Raw genomic sequence first — 25,391 nt, 5'->3', positions numbered from 1 at the left:
AGGCTCCTGTGGCGCAAGTGAATCAACGTCAAATGATGTTGGTCGAGACGGCCGGAGGAATGACCGACACATTTGCGCCACTGGACGAACAGGCAGCGCACGCGACCCACCCGACTCCTCCGACCGGCCTGGGACGGCTGATATGCCCGCTGTGTCGTGATGACCGCATGAGGACCACATTCCGAGCCCTCCCTCGCCGTGCCCCGGTCACCACCTCGGCGCGAATGTTCCCTCCCGCTTCTGGTCCGCGAGACCTACCGGACGGTATACAGGCCCAGTTGAACGCGCGGACCGCTCTTCACGGGGGCCGTGCGATGTCACGGCCCTCAGGGGGAGGACTCCATGGCGAACGACACGCGCAGGGTGGCCGGAACGAGAGGCCGGCGGCGAACCGCCGTGCTGGGGGCGGCACTCGGGGGCTGCGCCCTCGTCGCCGCGTCGACGGTACCCGCGGCCGCGCACGGCCACGATCTCAGCTACGTCTCCCTCGGGGACTCCTACACCTCGGGCCCGCTCATCCCCCGCCAGGTGGACGCCAACTGCGCCCGCTCCGACCACAACTACCCCTCGCTCGTGGCAACGCAGCGCGAGGCGACCGCGTTCAAGGACGTGAGCTGCGCCGGGGCCACGACGAACGAGATGTGGAAGCCGCAGGGCACCAACGACCCGCAACTCGAGGCGCTGGGACGGGACACCGACCTGGTGACGGTGCAGATCGGCGGCAACGACGTCGGCTTCGGCTCGATCATCGGGACCTGCGCCCGCCTCGGCGCCCAGGACCCGACGGGCAACCCCTGCGAGCGCTCGTACAAGGCCTCGGGCTACGACCAGTTGGCGCTCACCATCCTGGACACCGCGCCGAAGATCGACCGGGTGCTGCGGGCCGTGCACGCCCGTGCCCCGCATGCGCGGGTGCTCCTCGTCGGCTATCCGGACCTGCTGCCGGACGACGGCAGCGGCTGCTTCCCCTCGGTGCCCTTCGCGCAGAAGGACTTCGCCTATCTGCGGGACACCGAGAAGCGGCTGAACCTGATGCTGCGCCTGGTCGCCGCGTGGAACCGGGCCGACTACGTCGACACCTACGGCCCCACGGTCGGCCACGACATGTGCAAGGCGCCCGCGGACCGCTGGATCGAGCCGCTGCAGCCGGCCTCGCCCGCGGCCCCCGCACACCCCAACGCCAAGGGCGAGGCCGCCATGGCGCAGGCCGTGCTGGACCGGCTGGAGCGGGGCCGCGGACGCGGCTGAACGGGCACAGCTGAACGGGCACGGCTGAACGGGCACGGCGACGGCCTCCGCGCGCGTCACGGAGGCCGTCGTACAGATGGACCCGGGGCCTCAGCCGCCGAGCGCCGCCAGGACCACGCCCTTGGCCTCCTCCTGCACCCGGGCGAGGTGGTCGGGGCCGAGGAACGACTCGGCGTAGACCTTGTAGACGTCCTCCGTGCCCGAAGGACGGGCCGCGAACCAGGCGTTGGCGGTGGTGACCTTGATCCCGCCGATGGCGGCGCCGTTGCCCGGCGCCTCGGTCAGGACCCCGGTGACCGCCTCTCCGGCGAGCGTGTCGGCGGTGACCTGGGCCGGGGACAGCTTCGCCAGCAGCGCCTTCTGCTCGCGGGTGGCGGGGGCGTCGATGCGGGCGTAGGCGGGTTCGCCGAAGCGGGCGGTCAGGTCGGCGTAGTGCTCGGACGGCGTCTTGTCCGTGACCGCCGTGATCTCGGAGGCGAGCAGGGCCAGCAGGATGCCGTCCTTGTCCGTCGTCCACACCGAGCCGTCCCGGCGCAGGAAGGAGGCGCCGGCCGACTCCTCGCCGCCGAACCCGAGGGTGCCGCCGGCCAGTCCGTCCACGAACCACTTGAACCCGACCGGCACCTCGACCAGTTGACGGTTCAGGTCGGCGGCGACGCGGTCGATCATCGTGGAGGAGACGAGCGTCTTGCCGATGCCGGTCGCGGCGGGCCACTGCTCGCGGTGCCGGTAGAGGTATGAGATGGCGACCGCGAGGTAGTGGTTGGGGTTCATCAGGCCCGCGTCCGGGGTGACGATGCCGTGCCGGTCGGCGTCGGCGTCGTTGCCGGTGGCGATGCGGAAGCGGTCGCGCTGCTCGATGAGGGAGGCCATCGCGTACGGCGAGGAGCAGTCCATACGGATCTTGCCGTCCCAGTCCAGCGTCATGAACCGCCAGGTGGGGTCGGTGTGCGGGTTGACCACGGTCAGGTCGATGCCGTGCTCCTCGGCGATCCGGCCCCAGTAGGCGACGGAGGCTCCACCGAGCGGGTCGGCGCCGATGCGCACGCCGGCCGCGCGGATCGCGTCGAGGTCGAGGACGCTCGGCAGGTCGCCGACGTAGGCGCCCAGGAAGTCGTACCGCTGGGTCGTGTCGGCCGCGAGGGCGCGCGTGTAGGACAGCCGCTGTACGTCCTTCAGGCCGCCCGCGATGATCTGGTTGGCCCGGTCCTGGATCCAGGAGGTGGCCTCGGAGGCCGCCGGGCCGCCGCTGGGCGGGTTGTACTTGAAGCCGCCGTCGGCGGGTGGGTTGTGCGACGGGGTGACGACCACGCCGTCGGCGAGGCCCGAGGTACGGCCCCGGTTGTACGTGAGGATCGCGTGCGAGACCGCGGGCGTGGGCGTGTAACCGTCCGCGCTGTCGATGAGCACCGTCACGCCGTTGGCCGCGAACACCTCCAGCGCGGTGACCTTCGCGGGCTCGGACAGGGCGTGCGTGTCGGCGCCGAGGAACAGCGGGCCGTCCACGCCCTGTTCCGCGCGGTACTCGCAGATGGCCTGACTGGTGGCGGCGATGTGGTCCTCGTTGAAGGCGGCCGCCAGGGACGAACCCCGGTGCCCCGAGGTGCCGAACGCCACCCGTTGCCCCGGGTCGGCCGGGTCGGGGTGCAGCGCGTAGTACGCCGTGACCAGCCGGGCCACGTCGACAAGGTCCTCGGGACCGGCCGGCCGGCCGGCTCGCTCGTGCGGCATGAGTCCGCTCCTCCGCATCGGTGTGATCGATCGCTGGAGCCCATCTTTCCTCGTCAGGGGCTCGGCGTGCGAGTGCGCCACCGGCGCGGAGGGCGGAGTGGGCCGTCTGCCCTATGATCCGCTTCTCCCACCATCGTTCCGCGTCACGCTGTCGCGTGCCGCCTCCGACAGGCAGGTAACCGCTCGTGACCGGACCCACCGTCAAGGCCCCGTGGCCGCTCGCCCGTTCCGCCCAGGCCGCCGTGGCCGCGGCGGCCCTGGTGGAGGTCTACCGGGGAGTGACCGTGCGGGCGCACCACCTTCATCCCGAGGACACGTCCCTGAGCGCGTCGGGGCGTGCGTCGATGGTGAGCGTGTACGTGATGACGCTCGCGGTCGTGCTGTACCTGGTCTGGTTCACCCGATGCCGGCGCAACGCCCAACTCCTCTCCCCCGAGCCCCTGCCCGGCTCCGCGCCCTGGGCCGTGTTCTCCTGGCTGGTCCCGGTGGTGAACCTCTGGGTGCCGCGCGGGCTGGTCCTCGACATCCACCGGGCGAGCGGCCCCCGTTCGACCGCGGGGCACGACGAGGTCCTGGTGAACGTCTGGTGGGCGGCCTGGATCGGACGCGCGGTGGTCGTCACCCTGGGCACCCAGCTGGGCCGAGGGAGTTCGCTCGCCCTCTTTCTGGTGGCCGAAGCCCTCAACCTGGCGGCGGGCGCCCTGGCGATCGCCGTGATCCAGCGCGTCACGGCGCGGCAGGCCACAGCGCTGGGGGCCGTGCTCCCGGCCCCGGCGGACCTGCCGCGTCTCTCCTAGGCCGTCAGCCGATGTGGTAGCTGTCCCCGTACACCTTCCAGTCCAGCGGGGTGTTCAGGTCGAGGTTGCCCTTGCGCAGGAAGACCCGCTGTTCGGTGTCGACCCTGCTGGTGTCGCTGTGCGCCTCCTCCTGCTTCATGGCCCACACCCGGGCGTCGAGGAAGGCGTTGAGGTACGTCGTCTCGTTGCCGCCCTGCGCCGGCGGCTTGGCGCTGCGCAGAGCCCGCTTGCGGATGTTGCGGAAGCTGGTGGGGTCGTCGCCGTCGCCGTGCATGACGATGGCGTCGTAGTAGGCGAACTGGCCGAGGGCGCGCAGCCCGTCCGTCTTGCCCTGGGCGACCGCGGGGTTGAAGTAGACGCGGTCGCGTTCGTCGTTCTGCGCCTGCTGGAACGCGGAGTCCTGGGCGGCCTTGCGCCAGTCCTTGGGGTAGTTGGGGTCCAGGCCGTCGTGCGAGTCGCTGCCGTTGACCTGGCGCAGGGCAGGCAGGTACTTGGCCAGGACGTTGCCGGGCTTGCGGTCGGTGTAGAGCTGGACGAGGTCGAGCATGTCGCCGGTGCCGGAGCAGAAGCCGATGATGCCGGCGGTGTAGCCACGGCCGTCGCCGATGTCCTCGATGTACTTGTACTGGGCCTTCCAGTCGAGCGAGGAGTTCTCCGCGCTGGAGACCAGCTGCATGGCGATCTCCTTCTTCGCCGGGTCGTCGAGGCCGGGCGCCGCCGCCGGTGCCGCCGCGACGCGCTCGACGCCGAGCAGGGCGCCGGAGGCGACGGCGCCGAGGACGGCGACGACGGTCCGGCGGGAGAGACGGGCGGAGACTGCCGAGTCGCGCTCTGTGTGCTCCACAAGGACTCCAAGTAGGGGTGGGGGGTGGCGAGTTGGTCCGTACCGATACTGGTAGGAAAGTTTCCTATCAAACACGGTGGCGCCCGGTAACCCGCCCCGCGAGAAGTTCGTAGGATCGAACAGTGCGGCCGCACCGCGCCCGATTCAGAAATCGGAACGCTCAATGCCATGCGAGACATCGGTTGGACTTACGAATCATGAAGGCGCAGGGTGGACGAGCCCCTTCGCACACGACGGGCACCCCTACGGCACCACCCGGAGACGACCCGATGAACCACGTCGCGGACCCCGATCGCTACAACGGCACCATGCGCTACCGCCGCACCGGCCGTTCGGGACTGGACCTCCCGCTCCTGTCCCTGGGCTACTGGCACAACTTCGGCGACGACCGCCCCTTCGAGACCCAGCGCGAGATCGCCCTGCGCGCCTTCGACCTCGGGATCACCCACCACGACCTGGCCAACAACTACGGTCCGCCGTACGGCGCGGCCGAGATCAACTTCGGCCGGCTGCTGAAGCAGGACCTCGCGCCGTACCGGGACGAGCTGGTGATCTCCACCAAGGCGGGCTGGGACATGTGGCCGGGCCCCTACGGGCAGGGCGGCGGCTCCCGCAAGTACGTGCTGGCCTCGCTGGACCAGTCCCTGCGCCGCACGGGCCTGGACTACGTGGACATCTTCTACTCCCACCGGCTGGACGCGAGCACCCCACTGGAGGAGACGATGGGCGCGCTCGACACGGCCGTCCGCCAGGGCAAGGCCCTGTACGTCGGCATCTCCTCCTACGACGCCGAGCGCAGCCGGCAGGCGGTCGCCATCCTCCGCGAGCTGGGCACCCCGCTGCTGATCCACCAGCCGTCGTACAGCATGCTCAACCGCTGGATCGAGACCGACGGCCTGCTGGACGCGGCCGAGGAGGAGGGCTTCGGCGTCATCGGGTTCACGGCGCTCGCCCAGGGCCTGCTGACCGGCCGCTACCTCGACGGCGTGCCCGAGGGCTCGCGGGCCGCGGCCGGCACGTCGTTCGACCCGGCGTGGCTGACCGAGGACATGCGGCACCGGCTGCGCTCCCTGAACGACATCGCCGCGCGGCGCGGGCAGACCCTGGCCCAGATGGCCCTGGCCTGGGCGCTGCGGGACGAGCGGGTCACCTCGCTGGTCATCGGCGCCTCCCGCGTCGAGCAGCTGGAGCAGAACGTGACCGCGCTGGAGAACCTCGACTTCAGCGCCGAGGAACTGGCCGAGATCGACAAGTACGCCACCGACGGCGGTGTGGACCTGTGGCGGGACGCGCGCCTGGGGAACCTGGGCTGAGGCACCGCCTTGGGCCGAAACCCTGGCACTGAGTGACACCCGTCACTGACATAAGGGAAAAGTAGGACATAATGGAAGTGATCCGGCCCGCGACCCCGCGATTTCAAGGAGCCGCTTCCCGCATGGCTTACGGAGCCCACCACAGCCCCTTCCCGTCTCCCCACCCCGACCTGGGTCTCGCTCGCGACTGCGCGCAGTGCCTCGGCTGGGGAACCGTCGTCACCCGCGACGGGGATCACGAACTGTGCCGCACCTGCCAGCCCGACCAGGGCGACGGCGAGAGCGGCCTCCGCTCCGCCTCATAGCCCGCCCGGCCGTCGCCCCCCTGCCCAACCGGAGCCCTTCGTTCGGCCGTTCGCCGTCAGGTTAGGCTTCCGGTAATGGTTTCACCAAGAAACCTTCAAGTCCGGCAGGGGGGCAGCCATGGGCGCCGCACGCACGAGTACGACACCGTTGCCGGGCATCGGTGTCCGGTACGACCTCACGACCCGGGAGCGGCGCCGCCTGTCGGTGGTGGCCCACCGCGACGGTTCGAGAACGCTGAGCGCCTACCGCGGTGACGATCCCGATGCCTGCGCGCTGTCCGTCCGGCTCTCCGGCGGGGAGGCGGAGGCGCTGGTCGAGGCGCTGAAGCCGACGCACCACAGCCCGAACCTGCTGTCCACCACCGAACTGGGTCTGGTGGCCGAACGGGTCCAGCTGTCCGCGACGTCCCACTGGAACGGGCGACTGCTCGGCGACACCCGGATGCGCACCGAGACCGGCGTGTCGATCGTGGCCGTGCTGCGGCTCGCCGAGGCGATCCCCTCCCCCGGCCCCGACTTCCGGCTGGCCGGCGGGGACACGCTCATCGTGATCGGCACCCGCGAGGGCGTCGACGCGGCCGCCGGCATACTCGGCCGGGAGTGAGGCGGATGCACTCCTCCGCGGTCTTCCTGATCGAGTTCGGTGCGATCATCCTGGGCCTCGGGCTGCTGGGCCGGCTCGCCGCGCGCCTGAGGTTCTCGCCGATCCCCCTGTATCTGCTGGCCGGTCTGGCCTTCGGCGAGGGCGGGCTGCTGCCGCTCGGCGCCAGCGAGGAGTTCGTGGCGATCGGCGCCGAGATCGGCGTGGTCCTGCTGCTGCTCATGCTGGGCCTGGAGTACACCGCGAGCGACCTGGTCTCGAACCTCAGGACGCAGTACCCGGCCGGTCTCGTCGACGCCGCCCTCAACGCCCTGCCGGGCGCCGCCATGGCTCTGCTGCTCGGCTGGGGCCCGATCGCCGCGGTCGTCCTCGCCGGGATCACCTGGATCTCCTCGTCCGGCGTGATCGCCAAGGTACTCGGCGACCTGGGCCGGATCGGCAACCGGGAGACCCCGGTGATCCTCAGCATCCTCGTGCTGGAGGACCTGTCGATGGCGGTCTACCTGCCGGTGGTCACCGCCCTGCTGGCCGGGACCGGGCTGGCCGCGGGCAGCGTCACGCTCGCCGTCGCCCTCGGTGTCGCGGGCCTGGTCCTGCTGCTGGCGGTGCGCTACGGCCGGCACATCTCCCGCTTCGTCTCCAGCGACGACCCCGAGAAGCTGCTGCTGGTCGTGCTGGGGCTGACCCTGCTGGTGGCCGGTGTGGCCCAGCAACTGCAGGTCTCGGCGGCGGTGGGCGCGTTCCTGGTCGGCATCGCGCTGTCCGGGGAGGTCGCCGAGGGCGCGCACAACCTCCTCGCGCCCCTGCGGGACCTGTTCGCGGCGGTGTTCTTCGTCTTCTTCGGCCTGCACACCGACCCGGCCAGCATTCCGCCGGTGCTGCTGCCCGCGCTCGCCCTGGCCGCCGTCACCACGCTCACCAAGATCGCGACGGGCTACTGGGCGGCGCGCCGGGCGGGGATCTCCGCCAAGGGCCGGTGGCGGGCCGGCGGGACCCTGGTGGCCCGCGGCGAGTTCTCCGTCGTCATCGCCGGCCTCGCCGTCACCTCGGGCATCGACCCCGACCTCGGCCCGCTGGCCACGGCGTACGTCCTCATCCTGGTGGTCCTCGGCCCGCTGACCGCCCGCTACACCGAGCCGGTCGCCCTGCGGCTCACCGGCCGGCGAGGCCGCCGCGAGGCCCCGGCCGCCGGTCCGGCCGAGGACGCGGCACCGCTGGAGGACGCGGTGGGGCGGCCCTGACGCCGAGCAACGGCCGCCTCGCAAGCGGACTCTCCACCTCCTCCGCTGTGTGCCATCTGTTGCCTGCACAGGTGTTACCTATGGGTAATCCCAGGTGATTTGATGTGCGGCGCCACTCAACCCCCTTCACCCACAGGGAGATCCAGTGACGCTCCTCGCACCCCGCCGTGCCCTCGGCGCGGCCGTGCTCGCCCTCGCCCTGCCCGCGGCGGCGCTCGCCGGTTCCACCCCGGCGGCGGCAGCCGGGCAGGCACCGGCGCTGAAGGTCCTGACGTACAACGTCTTCCTCATGAGCAAGAACCTGTACCCGAACTGGGGCCAGGACCACCGGGCCGCGGAGATCCCGAAGACGGCCTTCTTCCGCGGCAACGACGTGGTCGTTCTGGAGGAAGCGTTCGACAACTCCTCCTCCGACGCGCTGAAGAGCGCGGCCGCGGCCGAATACCCGTACCAGACACCGGTGGTGGGCCGCAGCCGCAGCGGCTGGGACGCGACCGGCGGGGCGTACTCGGCCACCACGCCCGAGGACGGCGGGGTCACCGTGCTGAGCAAGTGGCCGATCCTGCACAAGGAGCAGTACGTCTACAAGGACGCGTGCGGCGCGGACTGGTGGTCCAACAAGGGCTTCGCGTACCTCGTCCTGGACGTGAACGGCACCAGGGTGCACGTGGTCGGCACGCACGCGCAGTCCACGGATCCCGGGTGCGGCGCGGGTGAGGCGGCGGCGATGCGCAGCCGGCAGTTCAAGGCCATCGACGCGTTCCTGGACGCCAAGAACATCCCCGCCGACGAGGAGGTGCTGCTCGCGGGCGACCTCAACGTCGACTCGCGCAGTGGCGAGTACGCGTCGATGCTGTCCGACGCCGGCCTCGTCGGAGCCGACGCGCGCACCGGGCACCCGTACTCCTTCGACACGCTGGAGAACTCCATCGCCCACGACCGCTACCCGAACGATCCGCGCGAGGACCTGGACTACGTCCTCGCCCGCGCCGGTCACGCCCGTCCGGCGGGATGGCGCAACGAGGTCGTCAAGGAGCAGTCGGCGCCCTGGACGGTGACCAGCTGGGGGACGTCGTACACGTACACGAACCTCTCGGACCACTACCCCTTGCGGGCGTACGCCGGGTAGGAGCCCTTCGGGGTGTCGTCGCCGGCGGGCTCGTGGCCGCCGCGCAGGGCGGAGGCGAGGGCCGAGACCAGGGCCATGCCGGCGGCGACGGCGAAGACGATGGTCAGGCCGTGGTGGAAGGGGCCGGAGACCAGCTGCGGGAAGAACGTGTGACCGGTCAGGGTGGCGCGCTGGGCTGCCGTCAGGTGGTCCAGGGTGTCGCCGGAACCGAGCAGGTGGCCGATGGGGTTGTTGCCCAGGAAGGTCGCGAAGAGGGTGCTGACCGGGGGCAGCGCGGCCACCTGGTGGGCGGTGCCGGCGGGCACGCCGTTCGCCTGGAGTCCGCTGCCGAGCGTCGACGGCAGGGAGGAGGCCAGCCCGGAGACCATCAGCGAGAAGAAGATCCCGATGGACAGGGCCGTGCCCGAGTTCTGGAAGGTGGAGCGCATCCCTGAGGCCACGCCCCGGTGGCGGGCGGGGACGCTGCCCATCACGGACGAGGTGTTGGGCGCGGAGAACATGCCCTGGCCGAAGCCGTTGAGGAACAGCAGCGTGGCGAACGGCCCGTACGCGAAGTTCACGGGGAGCGCCAGCAGGCCCAGGAAGGAGCCGGCGACCACGATCAGCCCGGCCGTGGAGAACAGGCGGGCGCCGAACCGGTCCGAGAGGTAGCCGGATATCGGGCCGGCTATCAGGAAGCCGAGGGTCAGCGGCAGCATGAAGATGCCTGCCCACAGCGGGGTGTCCTCGAAGTCGTAACCGTGCAACGGCAGCCAGATGCCCTGCAGCCAGATGATGAGCATGAACTGCAGGCCGCCGCGGGCGATCGCGGTCAGCAGGGCGGCCAGGTTGCCCGCGGCGAAGGCCCGCACCCGGAAGAGGGACAGCCGGAACATGGGCTCGGCGACCCGGGTCTCGACCACGCAGAACGCAAGCAGCAGGCCGACACCGCCGATCAGGCCCGCGAGCACCCAGGGGTTGGTCCATCCGGTGGGGTGGCCGCCGTAGGGCTGGATGCCGTAGGTGATCCCGGCGAGGAGGATTCCGGCGCCCGTGGCGAAGGTGACGTTGCCGAGCCAGTCGATGCGGCCGCGTGCGCCGGCCGTGGTCTCGCGCAGGCTGAGGTACGACCAGATCGTGCCGGTCACACTGACCGGGACGCTCACCCAGAACACCGCCCGCCAGTCGACCGCGGCCAGCAGACCGCCGGCGAGCAGGCCGAGGAACTGCCCGGCGAGCGCGGTGATCTGGTTGATCCCGAGGGCCGTGCCGCGCTGCCGGGCCGGGAAGGCGTCGGTGAGGATGGCGGCCGAGTTGGCGGTGAGCATGGAACCGCCGAAGGCCTGCACGATGCGCCACAGGATCAGCCACAGGGCGCCCGCGCCCGCCCGGAACGGGTCGAGGGACAGCGCGACGGAGGCACAGGCGAAGACCAGGAAGCCGAGGTTGTAGATGCGGACCCGGCCGAACATGTCGCCGAGCCGGCCGAGGACGACGACCAGCACGGCCGACACCAGCAGATAGCCGAGGATCATCCACAGCAGATAGCCGATGTTGCCCGCGGCGAGCGGGTCCAGGCCGATCCCGCGGAAGATGGCCGGCAGCGAGATGATCACGATGGAGGCGTCCATCGTGGCGATCAGGACGCCGAGCGTGGTGTTGGACAGGGCGACCCACTTGTAGCCGGGGCCGGGTGGTGTGTCCCGGAGGCGGGCGGAGCGGGCGAGCAGCCGGCCGCGCAGGCCTGCGGCGGACCCGCCGGGCACGCCGCCGGGCGCCTGCCCGCTCACAGCCGTTCCGCCAGTCGGTCGAGGAGCGGCAGCACGGCACGCAGTGCCTCGCGCTCCTGCGGGGTGAACTCGTCCAGGGCGTGGGCGAGCCGGCCCACGGACTCGGAGCGGCGCTCCTCCAGCACGGCCCGGCCCGCGTCGGTGATCGACACGATGGCCCGCCGTCCGTCGGCCGCGTCGGGGGTACGGCTGACCAGTCCGCGCTGTTCGAGTCCGGCGAGGGTGGTGGCCATCGCCTGGGGGCGGACGCGTTCCAGCTCGGCGAGCGAGCCGGGCGAGTCCGGTCCGGCGGTGGCCAGCCGGGACAGCACGGAGACGCCGGAGAGGGTCACGTCCCCCACGGCGTGTGCCTGGCGCAGCCTGCGGACGATCCGGCCCATGGCCAGTCGTAGCGCGGCGGCGAGCGTCGTGTTGTCCACATCCACGATTACTAACAATAGGTTTATCAGTCTGGACTGTTCAACCAAGGATGAGTAATCGGCGAGGGATGAGTCATCGGCGCGAGGCCGGGCTGCGCTGTCTATGCCTTGGGCCATGGCCGGTCGTCGGGGTCCGAGGGCGGGCGGGGCGGCGGGGGCTCGCCCGCGGTGAGGTGTTCCAGGACCTCCACCAGTTCCTGGCAGGCGTTTTCGACGGAGCGGCGGGTGTTGCGCTGCTCGGTGATGACGGCCGACAGCAGCAGCGCGGTCAGGGCCATCGTGCCGTTGAATGCCTGGAGCTTCGCCATGACCTCGATCGGGGTCAGCCCCGCGAAGGCCCCGACGCCGTCCGTCGCGGCGACGGTGGCCAGCACGGACGTGAGCAGGGCGCAGAGCATGCTGCCCACCAGCTCGAAGCGCAGCGCGGCGCAGATGATGACCGGATAGACGAGGTAGAGCAGGCTGATGGTGCTGTAGGCGGCCAGCGGTACGACGAAGCAGACCACGACGGCCAGCGCGGTGGCCTCCTTCCAGCGCGCCATGGGCGGCGGCCAGCGAGCCCTGTGCAGCATCAGCAGCAACGGGGCGACGATGAGGACCCCCATGGCGTCGCCCACCCACCAGGCCAGCCACACGGCCCAGAAGCTGCGCGCGGGCAGCTTGTCCGTGATCAGCAGGAGGCTGACACCGATGGTCGCGCTGATCAGCATGGCGGTCAGCGCGCCGAGGAACACCAGGGCGAGGCCGTCGCGTAACCGGCTGACGTCGGTGCGGAAGCGGGCCCGGCGCAGCAGCAGCACCGCACACACCGGCGCGACGGTGTTGCCGAACAGAAAGCCGAGGAGATCGAGGCTGGGGGGCGCGAGGTACAGGATGGCGAAGAGCGCCCCCAGCGTGATGCCGGGCCAGCAGCCCAGCCCGAAGATCAGCAGGGCGGCGACGGCGACGCCGGTGGGCGGCCAGATGGGGGTGACCACGGAGCCCTCGACGACGAGCCGGCGCAGCAGGCCGAGCCGCGCCGCGCCGTAGTAGCAGGCCGCGACGGCCAGCACCCGGACGGCGTAGCCGCCCGGCCGGCGCAGATCCTCGAAACCCACCACAGCAGCAATCTCACACCGATGGCCCGCGCTCGGCGAGGCGAGAGACGTCCGGTCCCGCTCTATGGCTGAACGCCGGACCCCTGACCGCCCCACCGGTCCGGCGGCCGCACCCCCGGCCCGTCGAGGCCCACGACGAGGACGGCGGCGTCGTCCTCGTGCCCCACGCTCTCCGCACCCTTGATCACGGCTGCGGCCAGCGCGTGTGCCTCCAGTCCCGCGACGGCCGCGATGCCCGCGAGCCGCACCACCTGGTCGAGTCCCTCCTCGATGCTCAGCGACGGGCCCTCCACGACACCGTCGGTGAGCAGGACGAACACCCCGCCCGTGGTGAGCCGGTGCCGGGTCACCAGGTACTCCATCCCGGGCTCGATGCCGAGCGGTGGCCCTCCCTCGTCGTCCACCACGCCGGACTTTCCGTCCGCCGTGGCCCAGACGAAGGGGATGTGCCCGGCCCGCGCGCTCTCCAGTACGCCCGTGACCGGGTCGAGCCGCATGAAGGTGCAGGTGGCGAACAGCTCGCTGCCCAGCGAGAGCAGCAGCTCATTGGTCCGGCCGAGGAGTTCGCCGGGCTCGCTGGTGACGGAGGCGAGGGCGCGCAGCCCGGCCCGGACCTGGCCCATGAAGGCGGCGGCCTCGATGTTGTGGCCCTGTACGTCGCCGATGGACAGCCCGATGCGGCCGTCGGGCATGGTGAAGGCGTCGTACCAGTCGCCGCCGACGTTGAGGCCGTAGGTGGCGGGTGTGTAGCGCACCGCCAGGTGCAGGCCGGGGGCGGTCGGCAGATCCCGGGGCAGCATCCCGCGCTGCAGCGCGATGGCCAGCTCGACCTGGGTGCGCTGCAGCTCCGCGCGCTCGCGTGCCTGGGCGGTGAGCGAACCTAGTCTGGCCAGCAGCTCGTCGCCGTTGTCCGTGGAGCGCTTGCGGGGCATCGATCACTTCCGGCTGGGCGGTGGCCCGACAGGGCAAACGCCTAGATTTTACCTTTATAGGATGATCCTGCCCCAGGGGGATTTCCCGCCCTGATCGGGCTGGTCACCGAGCGCCCCGCACGGCCAGGCCCCGGGCGCCGAGGGCCGCCGCCCACACCGGGAGCGGGAACGCCGCGACCCGTTCCATGCCGCGCATGCCGAGCCCGAGGTAGTGATGGGAGAGGAAGAGCCCGAAGGCGGTGAGTGCCACGCCGCCGGGCAGTACGCTCCCCCACCGCAGGGGACGCGGCACGTCCAGAGCGACTCCCGCCGACAGCAGGCCGAGGGTCACGAACGAGACGTTCATCAGCGTGTGCTGGGGCGAGCAGACGTAACGCGGTTCGGGGTCCGACTGCCGGGCGCAGTGCGCGTTGCCCAGATCACTGATGTTGTTCCGCGCCCAGCTGTACTGGCTCTCCCACGCCGACTCGACGACACCGTGCAGGACGAAGAACTGCGCCACACCCACGACCGACGCCGCACACCCCCACCGATACCGCACCTGTCCACCTCTCCTCAGCTGCCCTCGATCGACTCCGGTGCCCACAGCCGATCACGCGGCAGCTCCCCGGGGCGCTGCGGCAGACCCCTGGAAGGCGGGTGAGGATTTCCCCAGGTGTGCGGCTCAGGCGTACCGGGCCCGGCATCTGACCTTCCGCGACTGGCTCGTTCAGCGCAAACCCTGTTCCACCCGCCCGGTGCATCGCCATGAACACGGAACTGATTGTGGCATCCCTTTCCGGGGTTGTGGCCCTGGTGAGCGCGGCCTACAGTTCCCAGGCGAATAGGAATAACTCCCTCCTCAAAGACGACCTGGAGCGGCAGAAGGCCGAGCGTTCTCGGACGTTGGAGCGGCAGGACGTCATGAGCCGCTTTCGCGATCCGCTACTCTGGGCTGCCTTCGATCTTCAGTCCCGACTGTTCAACATTACCAGCCAAGGTTTTTTGAGGGTGTACTTTGTTCAACCGCATGACCAGCGGTACGCCGTGCGCAGCACCCTGCACGTGCTCGCCGAGTACCTCGCATGGGTTGAGATTCTCAGGCGTCGCATCTATTTCTTTGATCTGGGCAACCAACGCATCGGCAAGGTTCTGAACGACGATGGCTATGCAGACCGAAACTTCCAGTTGTCTCGCAGCAATCAGAGGGCCATTGGAGAACTTGTCATCAAGGATGGCAAAGATGCCGAGTGCTGCATGGGATATGCGGAGTTCTGCTCATACCTGGAATCGGACTCAGAGTTCGCATCCTGGTTCGCGCCGCTTTCCGACAGCATCACCGAACTGGCTTCACTTCAGGGCCGACATCCCCGTTTGGTAGACCTGCAAGTCGCCCTGATGGACTTGATTGACTTCCTTGACCCGCAGCAAGAACGCTTCCCCCAGAAACACCGATTCCGATTGAACCACTACTGAACGGCTAGTACTCCAGCTGTAGATCGTGATCTTGCTGGTGGAACTGTGACCACGAGGAAGGATCGATATCGGATCGCGTACGGCGGTCGCCAACTGGCACGCTGCCTCCATGGATCATGCGGAAGTACTTCTCATCGGAGGGCGGGCCGGGGTCGGCAAGACGACGGTGGGGTGGGAGGTTTCGGCGCTGCTGCGCGTCGCGGCCGTTCCTCACGCGGTCATCGATGGTGACTTCATGGGGCAGGTACACCCGGCGCCGGAGGGGGACCCTGACCGCTCGGAGGTCACCGAGAGCAACCTGAGGGCCGTGTGGGCGAACTTCGCTCAGCGCGGCTACCGCCGCCTGATCTATACGAACACCCTGAGCGTGCTGCCTGAGGCGACGGGCATATTTGAGCGTGTCATGGGGGCCGGGGTGCGGATCGTACGGGTTCTGCTCACCGCCTCCGATGCCACCGCTCGGGAGCGCTTGGTGGGCCGGGAACTCGGCTCGGAGCTGGAGAAGGAACTACAAGGCAGTGTTCGCAAGGCACGTCTCCTGGATGAGAAGGCTCCTGCGGAGACGGTGCGGGTGATGACGGACGGCCGGCTTGTGGTGGACATCGCGCGGGAAGTGGTGGCCGCCACTGGCTGGACCGGGCCCCACTCCGCCTGCAGATCGTGAGCGGGCCGGTCCGGAAGGTGCGGCCACCGTTGATCATCGGTGTGTGAAGACAGAAGATCAGGCGGTGGCCGCGGGTCACAGCATAGATCCTGCCCGCTGGCAGGAGACGTTCGAGGCCCTGATGGGGCGTATCGCGGGACGGTTCGCCCGGGTGGAACCGCGCCGCCGGGCACGCGAGTTCGTACTCGGGCTGCTGTCGGACCTGCCGCGCAAGAACTGCTGGACGATCGCGGAGTGGGCCGGGGAGAAGACCCCGCACGGCATGCAGCACCTGCTGTGCCGGGCGTCCTGGGACGCCAATGCCGTGCGGGACGATGTGCGCGAGTACGTCGTCGAACATCTCCACGACGAGGCCGCGGTGCTGGTCGTGGACGAGACCGGCGACGTGAAGAAGGGCACCCGCACCGTCGGGGTCCAGCGTCAGTACACCGGCACCGCCGGGCGAATCGAGAACTCGCAGGTCGCCGTCTATCTCGTCTATGCGGGCGCCCGCGGATACGCGGCGGTGGACCGGGAGTTGTACGTCCCGCGTTCGTGGACCTGCGACCCGGATCGCTGCCGGGCGGCCGGGCTCGGCGAGGACGCCGTCTTCGCCGCCAAGCCGGAGCTGGCCCGCGTGATGATCGAACGGTTCCTGGATGCCGGGCACTGGGTCGGCTGGGTGACCGGCGACGAGGTCTACGGGGGCAACCCGAAGCTGCGCGCCGCCCTGGAGGAACGCGGCATCGGCTACGTCCTCGCGGTGGCCTGCTCAGCCGAAGTAGCCACCGAAGCGGGAACGTTCCGGGCCGACGCGCTGGCGGCGAAGCTGCCCCGGCACGCCTGGCAGAAGCTGTCGGCCGGGCGCGGCGCGAAGGGCCACCGCTTCTACGACTGGGCCGTCATCGACCTCGCCGGGGCGGCGCCGGGACACCGCCAGCTGCTGATCCGGCGCAACCGCTCCACCAGCGAACTCGCCTACTACCGCTGCCATTCCGTCCAGCCGGTCCCGCTGAGCACCCTGGTCAGGACGGCCGGCTCCAGGTGGCGGGTGGAGGAGACCTTCCAGACCGGGAAGGGCTTGATCGGGCTCGATGAGCACCAAGTCCGCCGCTACCCGTCCTGGATCCGCTGGGTCACCCTCGCGATGCTCGCCCATGCCTTCCTCGCCGTCGTCCGCGCCGACGAACACGCCCGTCGGCCAGGACCGCACGACCTGATTCCACTGACCTGCAACGAGATCCAGCGCCAAATTCCTCGCCTTTGCCGTCCGGCCTCTCCATGACCTCGCTCACCGGCTCGGCTGGTCCGACTGGCGACGCCGTCACCAGGCACGATCACAGACCAGCCACTACCGGCGACAAACCTCATCCCAGCCATGAAGATCACGATCTACAGCTGGAGTACTAGATGCACAGCCAGGTACCACGACGCGTGAGCGACGGACGTGGGATACGACCAAGCGCAGCTCCCCGCAAGAAGCACAGCTCAGTACCATCCGTCCAGCGCCGACATGAATCCCTCGAAGTCGTCCCGGTAGAGGGTGTGCCCGGCCCCCGGGACGGTGCGGACCTCGAAGCCCCGCTGCGCCAGCTCCCCCGCCGCCTCGGGGGACACGAGACGGCTGGAGTCGGCCAGCATGACCAGTGAGGGCACCACCGGGCGGGCCGGGGTGCGGCTGACCGCGTAGGCGTCGGGGAGGGCGTACGCGGTCGCGGGGTCCCAGGCGGCGAGCGTGGCCAACTCGACGTGCACGTCGGCCTCTTCCCACCGTGGGTTGAAGCCCGTGATCATCGCGCGGGGCGCGTCCTTGAAGGACGCGAAGGCGGAGGCGACCGCGTGGGCGTTCTCACCCACCTCCCAGGCCGGGTCGCAGTAGACGGCCCGCTCCGGTGCCAGCCGTTCGACGGCGAGGGCCAGCGCCATGGCACCGAGCGAGTGGCCGATCGCCAACTCCGGGCTCCCGGGCAGGGTTTCCACCAGGTCGTCGGCCCAGATCTCGGCGCCGTACTCCCCCGGCCGCTCGCGCCGTGCCCGCGCAGGTCCACGCCGACAACCCGGTAGCCCTTGTCCGCCAGGGCCGGCGCGACCCGGCGCCAGGTCCGGTGGTCGGACATGATCCCGTGGACCAGGACGGCGACCCGGTCCCCGGTCCCCCACTCACGGGTGTGCAGCTTCATCGACACGCCTCTCTCGTCAGGAGTCCACACGATCCTTTCGTCGCACCGGCCCCTGATCCAGCCGTTTTCGGCCGTGGCGGGCGCTCTTCCCGTGGAAACCGGCCGGTGACTCACAGCGGGGAGTGGGCCACCACCGTCACATAGGCGCCGTACAGCAGGGACACGACGGCCAGGGCGCCACCGACGAACAGGGCCTGGGCCGGTCGGACCCGCCAGGTGCGGGCGAGGGCACGCGCCGGAGGGATCAGCAGGGGGAAGACCGGCAGCAGGAAACGCGGCTTGGACGAGAACGAGCCGGAACCGCCGACCACGAGCAGCACCAGCACCCCCGCGAAGACGATCAGGGCGAGCGGGGCGCGGTCCAGGCAGAGCAGCCCGAAGAGGACGACACTGATCGCGACGATCATCAGGGCGGCCGGGTAGACGAAGCCGCCGCCGTGCAGGAGCAGCGCTCTGACAAAGCGCACGGCACCGGCGCCGAAGTCGAAGCGCGAGGCCCAGGCGCTCTGGATCTTGAAGTAGCCCCCCAGCAGGTCGCCGGTCCGCTGCCCCACCCACAGGACGTAGGCGAGCCAGCCCAGCGGGGCGAGCAGGGCGCCGGCCCACAAGGTCGCGGCCACCCGGCCGCGCTGCCGCAGCACCTCCTGCGCGGCGGCCAGGCCGACGGCCGCCGCCACCGCGAATCCGGTCGGCCGGGACAGGCCCGCCAGCGCGGCCAGCGAACCGGCCCACAGCCAGCGGCCCTTGAGCACGCAGTACAGGGACCAGACGGCCAGCCCGGCGAAGAGGGACTCGGTGTAGGCGATGGTGAGCTCGACGGAGTGCGGCAGGACGGCCCACAGTCCGACCAGGGCGGTGGCGACGGCACGCCCGTACAGGTGGTGGCCGAGGACGTAGACGCCGTACGCGGCCGCGCCGGCGGCGGCCCAGGCGATCAGCAGCCCGGCCTGGCCGGGGGTGAGCGGGAGGACCGTGGTCAGGGCCCGGATGAGCCCGGGGTAGAGCGGGAAGAACGCCCAGTCGGCCTGCACCCCGCCGCTCGGGGTGATCCAGATGAGGTGCCCGTAGCCATGGGTGGCGATGTGCAGGTACCAGCGGGAGTCCCAGGAGTGGGCCAGGCTCCTGACCAGCGGGTGTCCGGTGAGGTGGTTGGCGACGATCACGACGAGGATCCCGGCGGTCCGGACCGCCGCGAACAGTGCGAGGGCCCGCAGGGCGCCTTCGGGGATCCGGTGCCGGGCGACGAGGGGCAGCGCGGGGCGGCGGAAGGGACGGGACGGGACGGCCGGCTCGGGCCGGGGTACGGAGGACGTGCTCACTCTCCGACCTTGGTCACGTCACTGCGGACGTGCAATCCGCGACCCGGCTTTCTTACGGTCTTCCACCCTGATTCAGGACCCCCGTAAAGACCAGAACCGGGTGTTGTTATCATCTGAGCGCTGCCTAGCTCGAAAGATGGATCTGTGACTGTCAACGACGACTCGTTCACCAACTGGAAGAACCGCGAGGAGATCGCGGAGTCGATGATCCCGATCATCGGGAAGCTGCACCGCGAGCGGGACGTGACGGTCCTGCTGCACAGCCGCTCCTTGGTGAACAAGTCGGTGGTCAGCATCCTGAAGACGCACCGCTTCGCCCGGCAGATCGCCGGCGAGGAGCTGTCGGTCACCGAGACCATGCCGTTCCTCCAGGCCCTGACCGCCCTGGACCTCGGACCGTCCCAGATCGACCTCGGGATGCTCGCCGCCACCTACAAGGCCGACGACCGCGGCCTGAGCGTGGCCGAGTTCACCGCCGAGGCCGTCGCCGGTGCCACGGGCGCCAACAAGATCGAGCGCCGCGAGCCCCGCGACGTCGTCCTCTACGGCTTCGGCCGCATCGGCCGGCTCGTCGCCCGCCTCCTGATCGAGAAGTCCGGCTCCGGCAACGGCCTGCGGCTGCGTGCCATCGTCGTGCGCGGCGGCGGAGACCAGGACATCGTCAAGCGCGCGTCGCTGCTGCGCCGGGACTCCATCCACGGCCAGTTCCACGGCACGATCACCGTGGACGAGGACAACAGCACGATCGTCGCCAACGGCAACGCGATCAAGGTGATCTACGCCGACGACCCGGCGTCCGTGGACTACACCGAGTACGGCATCCGGGACGCCATCCTCATCGACAACACCGGCAAGTGGCGCGACCGCGAGGGCCTCTCCAAGCACCTGCGCCCCGGTGTCGACAAGGTCGTGCTGACCGCGCCGGGCAAGGGCGACGTCCCGAACATCGTGCACGGCGTCAACCACGACACGATCAAGCCGGACGAGCAGATCCTGTCCTGCGCCTCCTGCACCACCAACGCGATCGTGCCGCCGCTGAAGGCGATGGACGACGAGTACGGCGTGCTGCGCGGCCACGTGGAGACCGTCCACTCGTTCACCAACGACCAGAACCTGCTGGACAACTACCACAAGGCCGACCGCCGCGGCCGTTCCGCGCCGCTCAACATGGTGATCACCGAGACCGGTGCCGCCTCCGCCGTCGCGAAGGCCCTGCCCGACCTCAAGGCGAAGATCACCGGCAGCTCGATCCGGGTTCCGGTCCCGGACGTCTCGATCGCGATCCTCAACCTGCAGCTGGGCCGCGAGACCACCCGCGAGGACGTCCACGACTACCTGCGGGACGTGTCGCTGACCTCGCCGCTCAAGCGCCAGATCGACTTCACCACGGCGCCGGACGCGGTCTCCAGCGACTTCATCGGCTCGCGCCACGCCTCGATCGTGGACGCCGGTGCGCTCAAGGTGGAGGGCGACAACGCGATCCTCTACCTGTGGTACGACAACGAGTTCGGCTACTCCTGCCAGGTCGTGCGGGTCGTCCAGCACGTCTCGGGCGTCGAGTACCCGACGTACCCGGCGACGGCGGTCTGACGCCGGGGATCCGTGTGACACATGCGGCCGCCGACCGGGGTTCCGGTCGGCGGCCGCTGTGCTCGGGCGCGGACGGTCAGGCCGCTGACGGCCTGGCGCAGGCGCCCGCGGCGCACGCCGTGAGCCACTGGTCGAAGTCGGCGTCGTAGCGGGTGCCGATGCCGTCGTGGTAGACGGCGTATCCGCCGGTGTAGTCACCTGCGCGGAAGCGGGCGAGCATGCGCTGGATGTCGTCGGGGTGCCGCTCGGCCATGTAGCGCACGGCGAGGTAGCCCCACGGGTAGGTGCGGGTCACGTCGCTGTTGGCGTAGGTGTTCTCGAACAGGGTGCTCAGCTTGTACGTGTGCTTGGCGGCCTCCTGGATCGCCTGGTCGTCGGCGAGGCCCCGGTAGCTGTAGGAGACGTACTCGGCAAGGCCCTCGATCCACCACACGTCCGGCACCGAGGTCTGCTGGGTGAAGTCGCCCTTCATGTCGTCGCGGGCGTCGAGGAAGTGCGTGTACTCGTGGTTGAGGTTCCAGATCCGGGCCACGAAGCCGTCGTCGTAGTTCTTCTGGTACATGATCGACGTGACGTGGTTGGCCGGGTCGGACGGGTCGCCGTCCAGGGTCATGCCGCCGTTGTCGGTGCTGATGCCGTAGATCGGGCCGGCGTAGGTCTGGTAGTCGGTCCGGCTGGCGAAGACCACCAGCTGGATGGTGGACACGTACTGGCCCGGTATCGCCCCGTCGGCCTTGACCAGACCGCGGAAGTAGGTGCTCTGGTTCAGCACGCTGGCGCAGGCGGCGTCGAGGTCGGCGGCGGTCAGGGACTGGGCGAGGATGCTGACGTTCGCGTCGCAGTGCCGGGTGACCGGCAGGACGGCCTTGGTGAGCTTCGCCGGCAGGTCGCAGACGTCGTAGTACGCGCAGTCGGCGCTGTCGTAGGAGTTGGCCTGCGTGGCCACGGCGACCCAGAGTCCGGCCGTGGGACCGGTGATCCCCGTCCGGTCCAGCAGGTCCTTGGTCAACGGCCGGACGGTCTCTCGCAGTTGCGGGTGCTCGACGTAACGGGCCAGGTTCATCCCGGCGTTGGAGTCCAGGAAGGCCAGGTCGGTGCCGAGCTGGTCGGTGTTGGCCAGCGCGTAGTCGTACAGGGTGTCGATGATGCGCGGGTCGGCGTCGACCGCCTGCACGTACGCCGGGTTCCAGTTGCCGCGCCACAGGGGTGTGTAGACGTCGTTGACGGCCCTGATCATGCTGTCGATCGCGTCGTACGAGCTGTCGTAGTCGTCCAGCAGCCGCCGGTAGACGTTCAGGTAGCGGCCCTGCTGGTCGGCGCTGTCGGTGAGGATGACCGTCTCGCCGAGGACGTCACCGTTCGCGGCCGTCACGTCCCGGGAGTGGGAGCGGGCGAAGAAGGTGTCCAGGCCGCCCGTGACGGCGGTGGTGAGGCGCGAGGTGTACGACCCCACGTCCCCGGGGTGGTTGAACTGCACGTAGTAGCCGGCGCGCAGGAAGAGGACCAACTGCTGCAGACTGCCGGAGTTGTCGCCCTGGTACTGCCCGGCCGTCCGCGTGAACGCGTTCGCCACGGTCAGCATCTGCGCCTGGCGGAAGACGTCGTGCGCGTCCCTGCCGGTGACCGAGAAGAGGGTGTTCACGCAGTCCGTGGAGGAGGCCTTCACGAGCGAGACGAGGGCGGATCCGGTACGGCCGCCGAAGTCGGCCGGAGTGCAGGAGGCCCCCTTGGCCACACCGCGTGGGGCGGTTTCCATGCTCCGGGTCAACGTCGTTGCGTGGGGCGGGAGTTGGGCGGGGCTGAGGCGCCTCGCCGGGGCCGCGGGGCGTTCGGTGGCACCGGTGGTCGCGCCGGTGGGGGGTGGCACCGGGGTGTGCCTGCCGGGTGTGCGGGCGGCCGTACCGGTATGCGGCTGGGGTGCTGCCAGCGCCGGGGTGGACAGCAGGCCGGCCACGGTGACGCAGACGGCGGCGGCACCGGCCATGCGTCTGGGCAGCGCGAAGCGATAGCGCATCGGGATTCCTCCACGAAGGGATGCGCCTCGGTGGGGTGTTGAGGCGTGTGAGGCACTGTCTCAGCGCGCCACCCGCACAACAATGGCGTGTGACATAGCACATGGCACTACGCGCCCATAACATCGCGGCACGCTGGGGCGGCGACCGCTACGCCCCGGCGATACTCCAGGTGCGCGACGCCCAGGTCCTCAAGTGCGGTGCCTGGGCGACCAGATCGCGGTAGGCGCCGAGGGCCGACTGGAAGAGCGTCTCCACGACGTCGGCGGTGACGGTGTCGGGGCGCCAGGCCAGCACATAACGGCACCACAGCGGCGATCCGGCCAGCGGCTTGACCGTGACGTGCGGGATCGGGCGCAGCGTCGGCTGCACCAGGGACACCCCGAGGCCGTCGGCGATCATGCTCTGCAGCTGGGTCTGGTCCCCGAGGAACTCGTGGACGGCGACCGGGGTGAACCCGGCCGCCGCGCAGGCGTCGTAGAACACGCCGGGCCAGCCGGCGCCGTCGTCCGGGGTCACGAACCAGTCGTCCTCGGCCAGGTCGGCCAGCTGCACCTGGGCGCGCTGACGCAGCCGGTGGCGCGAGGGCAGGGCGACGAATGTCGGCTCGGTGACGATGCCGCGGTGTTGCACGGCGGTCGAGTGCCGCAGCTCCATGCCCGGGTAGTCGGCGGCGATGGCCGCGTCGACCGCGCCCTCCTCCAGCAGCTCGACGATCCGTGAGGAGGCGTAGACGCTGGTCACGGCGAGGGACAGCTCCGGCAGCCGGGTGCGGACGCGGGACACCGTGCCCGAGAGCATGGGCGAGTTGGTCGCGGCCACGCGCAGCGTACGGCGCGGCCGGGCGGAGGCGGGGCGGTGGCCGATGGCGTCGACGCGGGCCAGCACGTCCCGGGCCTGGGCGACCACCTCGGCGCCGTACCGGGTGGGCCGCACTCCGCTGGCGCTCCGTTCGAAGAGCGGCTCGCCCAGGTGGCGCTCGATACGTCTGAGCTGTGTGCTCACGGCGGGCTGCGAGTACCCGAGGTGCGCTGCGGCGCGGCCCACGCTGCCCGCGTCGGCGATCGCGCACAGCACCCGCAGGTGCCGAAGCTCCAGCTCCATCCGTCCACTCCCCGTTTCGTCCCACGACCGGCTCCCGGACATTGTCCGTCTCCCGGGAAACCCATGCTCACGGCATCCGCCGGCCGTGGTCGCGGCCGGCGGACGGAAGCGTTCCATCGCACCGGCGCGCGCACAAGTCGAGGCTCCGGGCCCGTTACGTTCCGCAGGCCGGCCGTCACCCCCGGGGTGTCAGTGCCGGCCGAGCACCTCCGCGACCCGGATGAACCCGTCCGTGCCGTGGCCCAGACCGATGACCCGGCGGGCCATGCCCTCCGCCGCGCGCATCACGCCCGCGTCGATGCCGTGGGCCTCGGAGACCGCGACGACGTGGGTCATGGTCGAGACGGCCGAGGTGATGGGGTTGATCGCCCCGGAGTAGCTGCCGCTGTCGGCGTCCTCGGCGAACTCCGCGAAGAGCGGCGGCAGGATGGCGCCGATGCCCTGGGCGAAGGGTGCCAGTTCCCGGGCGGTGACGCCCTCTGCCCGGGCGATCGCCACGGCGTGTGCGTAGCCCGCCATCGCAGTCCAGAAGATGTCGAGCAGGGCGATGTCGTAGGTGGCGGCGCGCCCGATCTCCTCGCCGAGGTGGGTGTGCGTGCCGCCCAGGGCCTCCAGCACGGGCAGGTGCTCCTGGAAGAGGTCCTGCGGGCCGCTGTGCAGGAACACGGCGTCGGGCGTGCCGATGCTCGGTGCCGGCGTCATGATCGCGCCGTCCAGGTAGCGGATGCCGTGGGCGGCCGCCCAGGCCGCTGTGCCCCGGGCGCGGTCCGGGGTGTCGGCGGTGAGGTTGACGACGGTACGGCCCTTCAGGGCCCGGGCGACCGCGTCCTGGCGCAGGACGGCGTCGGCCGCGTCGTAGTTCACCAGACAGACGACGATCAGATCGCTCGCGGCGACGGCCTCCTCGGCGGTCGCGGCGCCGGCCGCGCCCTGTCCGATCAGTTCGCGGTCCCTGCCCGGCGTGCGGTTCCAGACCGTGGTCCGCAGTCCGGCCTCGAGGAAGGCGCCGGCCAGCGAGCGGCCCATCGGGCCGAGACCGAGCACGGTGACCGTGGGGTGTCCGGATGGAATAGACATGACTCAACTCCCGTATAGGTAAAGGCAAGCAGAAGAACGGACCAGGCAGAGGACCGGAGAGGACCAGATGACGCGCAGCCGTGCCCAGGATCCGAACGTGTGCGGAGTGACCGCCGCGATCGCCGTGATCGACGGCAAGTGGAAGACCTCGCTGCTGTGGCTGCTGGAGTCCGGCCCGCACCGGCCGGGCGAGCTGCGGCGCCGGCTGCCGGGGCTCAGCGAGAAGGTGCTGACTCAGGCGCTGCGCGAGATGGAGTCGGACGGGCTGGTGCACCGGGAGGTGCACGACGTGCTGCCGCCGAAGACGGTGTACGCGCTGACCGGGTTCGGCCGCGACCTGGCCGAGGCCCTGGGCCCCCTGTCCGACTGGGGCCACCGCCGCCTGGATCGGCTCGTCGCGTCCCGGCCGGCCTCCTGACGCACTGCCACCCTCACCTCCCCGCTCCCCCGTCCGGCAGCCCCTGACCTCGGAGAACAGCCTCTCCCGGTGCGTCGGGGCTGCCAAGTACCCACAAAAAAGTGGGTGTTCGCGAGCCACCCTCCGGTCCGCTGCCGGCCTCCGGTTCGCCGCCGGCCTCCGCTCTC

General features: G+C 70.4%; 22 protein-coding genes and 2 pseudogenes. 12 read left to right on the top strand and 12 right to left on the bottom strand.

The features are described from left to right. Positions 1-342 precede the first annotated feature (342 nt). Positions 343-1,248 (top strand): SGNH/GDSL hydrolase family protein, encoded by a 906-nt coding sequence (locus tag CRP49_RS33440; RefSeq protein ID WP_179851831.1) that lies wholly within the window; start codon positions 343-345, stop codon positions 1,246-1,248. A gap of 90 nt (positions 1,249-1,338) precedes the next feature. On the opposite strand, the gene pgm is transcribed toward CRP49_RS33440, so the two are convergent. Next, on the bottom strand, positions 1,339-2,979 hold the full coding sequence (gene pgm, locus CRP49_RS33435) for a phosphoglucomutase (alpha-D-glucose-1,6-bisphosphate-dependent) (RefSeq protein WP_097256712.1): 1,641 nt from the start codon (positions 2,977-2,979) through the stop codon (positions 1,339-1,341). Positions 2,980-3,164: 185 nt separating this feature from the next. Here pgm and CRP49_RS33430 point away from each other — a divergent pair, with 185 nt between their 5' ends. Next, positions 3,165-3,776 carry a DUF4328 domain-containing protein gene (locus tag CRP49_RS33430; protein ID WP_097256711.1) on the top strand — a complete coding sequence of 204 codons (612 nt, stop codon included), beginning with the start codon at positions 3,165-3,167 and terminating at the stop codon, positions 3,774-3,776. Positions 3,777-3,780: 4 nt separating this feature from the next. Here CRP49_RS33430 and CRP49_RS33425 read toward each other — a convergent pair whose 3' ends face one another. After that, entirely contained in the window at positions 3,781-4,620 is an 840-nt protein-coding gene (locus tag CRP49_RS33425) for a chitosanase (RefSeq protein WP_097256710.1), read from the bottom strand. 269 nt (positions 4,621-4,889) lie between these two features. On the opposite strand from CRP49_RS33425, the gene mgrA reads away from it, so the two are divergent. The 5 genes from mgrA to sph all read left to right on the top strand — a co-directional run bounded on the left by mgrA (position 4,890) and on the right by sph (position 9,209). After that, entirely contained in the window at positions 4,890-5,933 is a 1,044-nt protein-coding gene (gene mgrA / locus CRP49_RS33420) for an L-glyceraldehyde 3-phosphate reductase (protein WP_097256709.1), read from the top strand. Positions 5,934-6,055: 122 nt separating this feature from the next. Further along, a complete protein-coding gene (locus CRP49_RS33415; RefSeq protein ID WP_097256708.1) occupies positions 6,056-6,238 on the top strand; it encodes a hypothetical protein in 183 nt (60 codons plus the stop codon). A 118-nt stretch (positions 6,239-6,356) separates the two neighbouring features. Continuing rightward, complete coding sequence (locus CRP49_RS33410; RefSeq protein WP_097256707.1) at positions 6,357-6,842, top strand: cation:proton antiporter regulatory subunit; 486 nt, start codon at positions 6,357-6,359, stop codon at positions 6,840-6,842. Between the two features lie 5 nt (positions 6,843-6,847). Next, complete coding sequence (locus CRP49_RS33405) at positions 6,848-8,080, top strand: cation:proton antiporter (protein ID WP_097256706.1); 1,233 nt, start codon at positions 6,848-6,850, stop codon at positions 8,078-8,080. Positions 8,081-8,225: 145 nt separating this feature from the next. Beyond that, positions 8,226-9,209, top strand: coding sequence for a sphingomyelin phosphodiesterase (gene sph, locus CRP49_RS33400; protein WP_097256705.1), 984 nt, complete (start codon positions 8,226-8,228; stop codon positions 9,207-9,209). On the opposite strand, the gene CRP49_RS33395 is transcribed toward sph, so the two are convergent. From CRP49_RS33395 to CRP49_RS33375, 5 genes are all read right to left on the bottom strand, one after another. After that, on the bottom strand, positions 9,182-10,819 hold the full coding sequence (locus CRP49_RS33395) for an MFS transporter (RefSeq protein ID WP_257033711.1): 1,638 nt from the start codon (positions 10,817-10,819) through the stop codon (positions 9,182-9,184). The genes sph and CRP49_RS33395 overlap by 28 nt on opposite strands. Before the next feature lie 155 nt (positions 10,820-10,974). Further along, a complete protein-coding gene (locus CRP49_RS33390; RefSeq protein WP_257033570.1) occupies positions 10,975-11,403 on the bottom strand; it encodes a MarR family winged helix-turn-helix transcriptional regulator in 429 nt (142 codons plus the stop codon). Between the two features lie 95 nt (positions 11,404-11,498). Further along, on the bottom strand, positions 11,499-12,497 hold the full coding sequence (locus CRP49_RS33385; RefSeq protein WP_097256703.1) for an MASE1 domain-containing protein: 999 nt from the start codon (positions 12,495-12,497) through the stop codon (positions 11,499-11,501). Between the two features lie 59 nt (positions 12,498-12,556). Further along, positions 12,557-13,426, bottom strand: coding sequence for a PP2C family protein-serine/threonine phosphatase (locus CRP49_RS33380; protein ID WP_097256702.1), 870 nt, complete (start codon positions 13,424-13,426; stop codon positions 12,557-12,559). Between the two features lie 103 nt (positions 13,427-13,529). Next, on the bottom strand, positions 13,530-13,967 hold the full coding sequence (locus tag CRP49_RS33375; RefSeq protein ID WP_143670045.1) for a DUF998 domain-containing protein: 438 nt from the start codon (positions 13,965-13,967) through the stop codon (positions 13,530-13,532). A gap of 206 nt (positions 13,968-14,173) precedes the next feature. Here CRP49_RS33375 and CRP49_RS33370 point away from each other — a divergent pair, with 206 nt between their 5' ends. The 3 genes and pseudogenes from CRP49_RS33370 (at position 14,174) to CRP49_RS33360 (ending at position 16,906) form a co-directional block, all read left to right on the top strand. Next, positions 14,174-14,881: a hypothetical protein gene (locus CRP49_RS33370; protein WP_143670044.1), complete on the top strand. Its 708-nt coding sequence runs from the start codon at positions 14,174-14,176 to the stop codon at positions 14,879-14,881. A 109-nt stretch (positions 14,882-14,990) separates the two neighbouring features. After that, the gene (locus tag CRP49_RS33365) at positions 14,991-15,545 is read left to right on the top strand and encodes an AAA family ATPase (RefSeq protein ID WP_097256699.1); all 555 of its coding nucleotides are present in this window, start codon (positions 14,991-14,993) and stop codon (positions 15,543-15,545) included. Between the two features lie 121 nt (positions 15,546-15,666). Further along, positions 15,667-16,906 (top strand): annotated as a pseudogene (locus CRP49_RS33360) (IS701 family transposase). Positions 16,907-17,012: 106 nt separating this feature from the next. On the opposite strand, the pseudogene CRP49_RS33355 reads toward CRP49_RS33360, so the two are convergent. Next, positions 17,013-17,704: pseudogene (locus tag CRP49_RS33355) on the bottom strand (alpha/beta fold hydrolase). A gap of 110 nt (positions 17,705-17,814) precedes the next feature. After that, a complete protein-coding gene (locus CRP49_RS33350; protein WP_097256698.1) occupies positions 17,815-19,023 on the bottom strand; it encodes a hypothetical protein in 1,209 nt (402 codons plus the stop codon). 144 nt (positions 19,024-19,167) lie between these two features. Here CRP49_RS33350 and CRP49_RS33345 point away from each other — a divergent pair, with 144 nt between their 5' ends. Further along, the gene (locus CRP49_RS33345) at positions 19,168-20,613 is read left to right on the top strand and encodes a glyceraldehyde-3-phosphate dehydrogenase (protein ID WP_097256697.1); all 1,446 of its coding nucleotides are present in this window, start codon (positions 19,168-19,170) and stop codon (positions 20,611-20,613) included. Positions 20,614-20,689: 76 nt separating this feature from the next. Here CRP49_RS33345 and CRP49_RS33340 read toward each other — a convergent pair whose 3' ends face one another. The 3 genes from CRP49_RS33340 to CRP49_RS33330 all read right to left on the bottom strand — a co-directional run bounded on the left by CRP49_RS33340 (position 20,690) and on the right by CRP49_RS33330 (position 24,806). Further along, a complete protein-coding gene (locus CRP49_RS33340) occupies positions 20,690-22,627 on the bottom strand; it encodes a collagenase (protein ID WP_097256696.1) in 1,938 nt (645 codons plus the stop codon). Positions 22,628-22,775: 148 nt separating this feature from the next. Then, the gene (locus CRP49_RS33335; protein ID WP_097256695.1) at positions 22,776-23,729 is read right to left on the bottom strand and encodes a LysR family transcriptional regulator; all 954 of its coding nucleotides are present in this window, start codon (positions 23,727-23,729) and stop codon (positions 22,776-22,778) included. A gap of 189 nt (positions 23,730-23,918) precedes the next feature. Continuing rightward, positions 23,919-24,806, bottom strand: a complete 888-nt coding sequence (locus CRP49_RS33330; protein WP_097256694.1) for an NAD(P)-dependent oxidoreductase — start codon at positions 24,804-24,806, stop codon at positions 23,919-23,921. 67 nt (positions 24,807-24,873) lie between these two features. Here CRP49_RS33330 and CRP49_RS33325 point away from each other — a divergent pair, with 67 nt between their 5' ends. Further along, positions 24,874-25,224, top strand: a complete 351-nt coding sequence (locus CRP49_RS33325) for a helix-turn-helix domain-containing protein (protein ID WP_097256693.1) — start codon at positions 24,874-24,876, stop codon at positions 25,222-25,224. The last annotated feature ends 167 nt before the right edge of the window (positions 25,225-25,391 follow it).

The organism is Streptomyces sp. Ag109_G2-15 (assembly GCF_900215565.1).
Lineage (GTDB): Bacteria > Actinomycetota > Actinomycetes > Streptomycetales > Streptomycetaceae > Streptomyces > Streptomyces diastatochromogenes.
Note: the sequence above shows the minus strand (reverse complement) of the source record. Positions and strands in the feature narration are given on the sequence as shown.

Coding starts and splice junctions, on each gene's coding strand:
- CRP49_RS33440 (WP_179851831.1), top strand. CDS start 343: ATGGCGAACGACACGCGCAGGGTGGCCGGAACGAGAGGCCGGCGGCGA.
- pgm (WP_097256712.1), bottom strand. CDS start 2,979: ATGCCGCACGAGCGAGCCGGCCGGCCGGCCGGTCCCGAGGACCTTGTC.
- mgrA (WP_097256709.1), top strand. CDS start 4,890: ATGAACCACGTCGCGGACCCCGATCGCTACAACGGCACCATGCGCTAC.
- CRP49_RS33415 (WP_097256708.1), top strand. CDS start 6,056: ATGGCTTACGGAGCCCACCACAGCCCCTTCCCGTCTCCCCACCCCGAC.
- CRP49_RS33410 (WP_097256707.1), top strand. CDS start 6,357: ATGGGCGCCGCACGCACGAGTACGACACCGTTGCCGGGCATCGGTGTC.
- CRP49_RS33405 (WP_097256706.1), top strand. CDS start 6,848: ATGCACTCCTCCGCGGTCTTCCTGATCGAGTTCGGTGCGATCATCCTG.
- CRP49_RS33395 (WP_257033711.1), bottom strand. CDS start 10,819: ATGGACGCCTCCATCGTGATCATCTCGCTGCCGGCCATCTTCCGCGGG.
- CRP49_RS33380 (WP_097256702.1), bottom strand. CDS start 13,426: ATGCCCCGCAAGCGCTCCACGGACAACGGCGACGAGCTGCTGGCCAGA.
- CRP49_RS33370 (WP_143670044.1), top strand. CDS start 14,174: ATGAACACGGAACTGATTGTGGCATCCCTTTCCGGGGTTGTGGCCCTG.
- CRP49_RS33365 (WP_097256699.1), top strand. CDS start 14,991: ATGGATCATGCGGAAGTACTTCTCATCGGAGGGCGGGCCGGGGTCGGC.
- CRP49_RS33340 (WP_097256696.1), bottom strand. CDS start 22,627: ATGCGCTATCGCTTCGCGCTGCCCAGACGCATGGCCGGTGCCGCCGCC.
- CRP49_RS33335 (WP_097256695.1), bottom strand. CDS start 23,729: ATGGAGCTGGAGCTTCGGCACCTGCGGGTGCTGTGCGCGATCGCCGAC.
- CRP49_RS33330 (WP_097256694.1), bottom strand. CDS start 24,806: ATGTCTATTCCATCCGGACACCCCACGGTCACCGTGCTCGGTCTCGGC.
- CRP49_RS33325 (WP_097256693.1), top strand. CDS start 24,874: ATGACGCGCAGCCGTGCCCAGGATCCGAACGTGTGCGGAGTGACCGCC.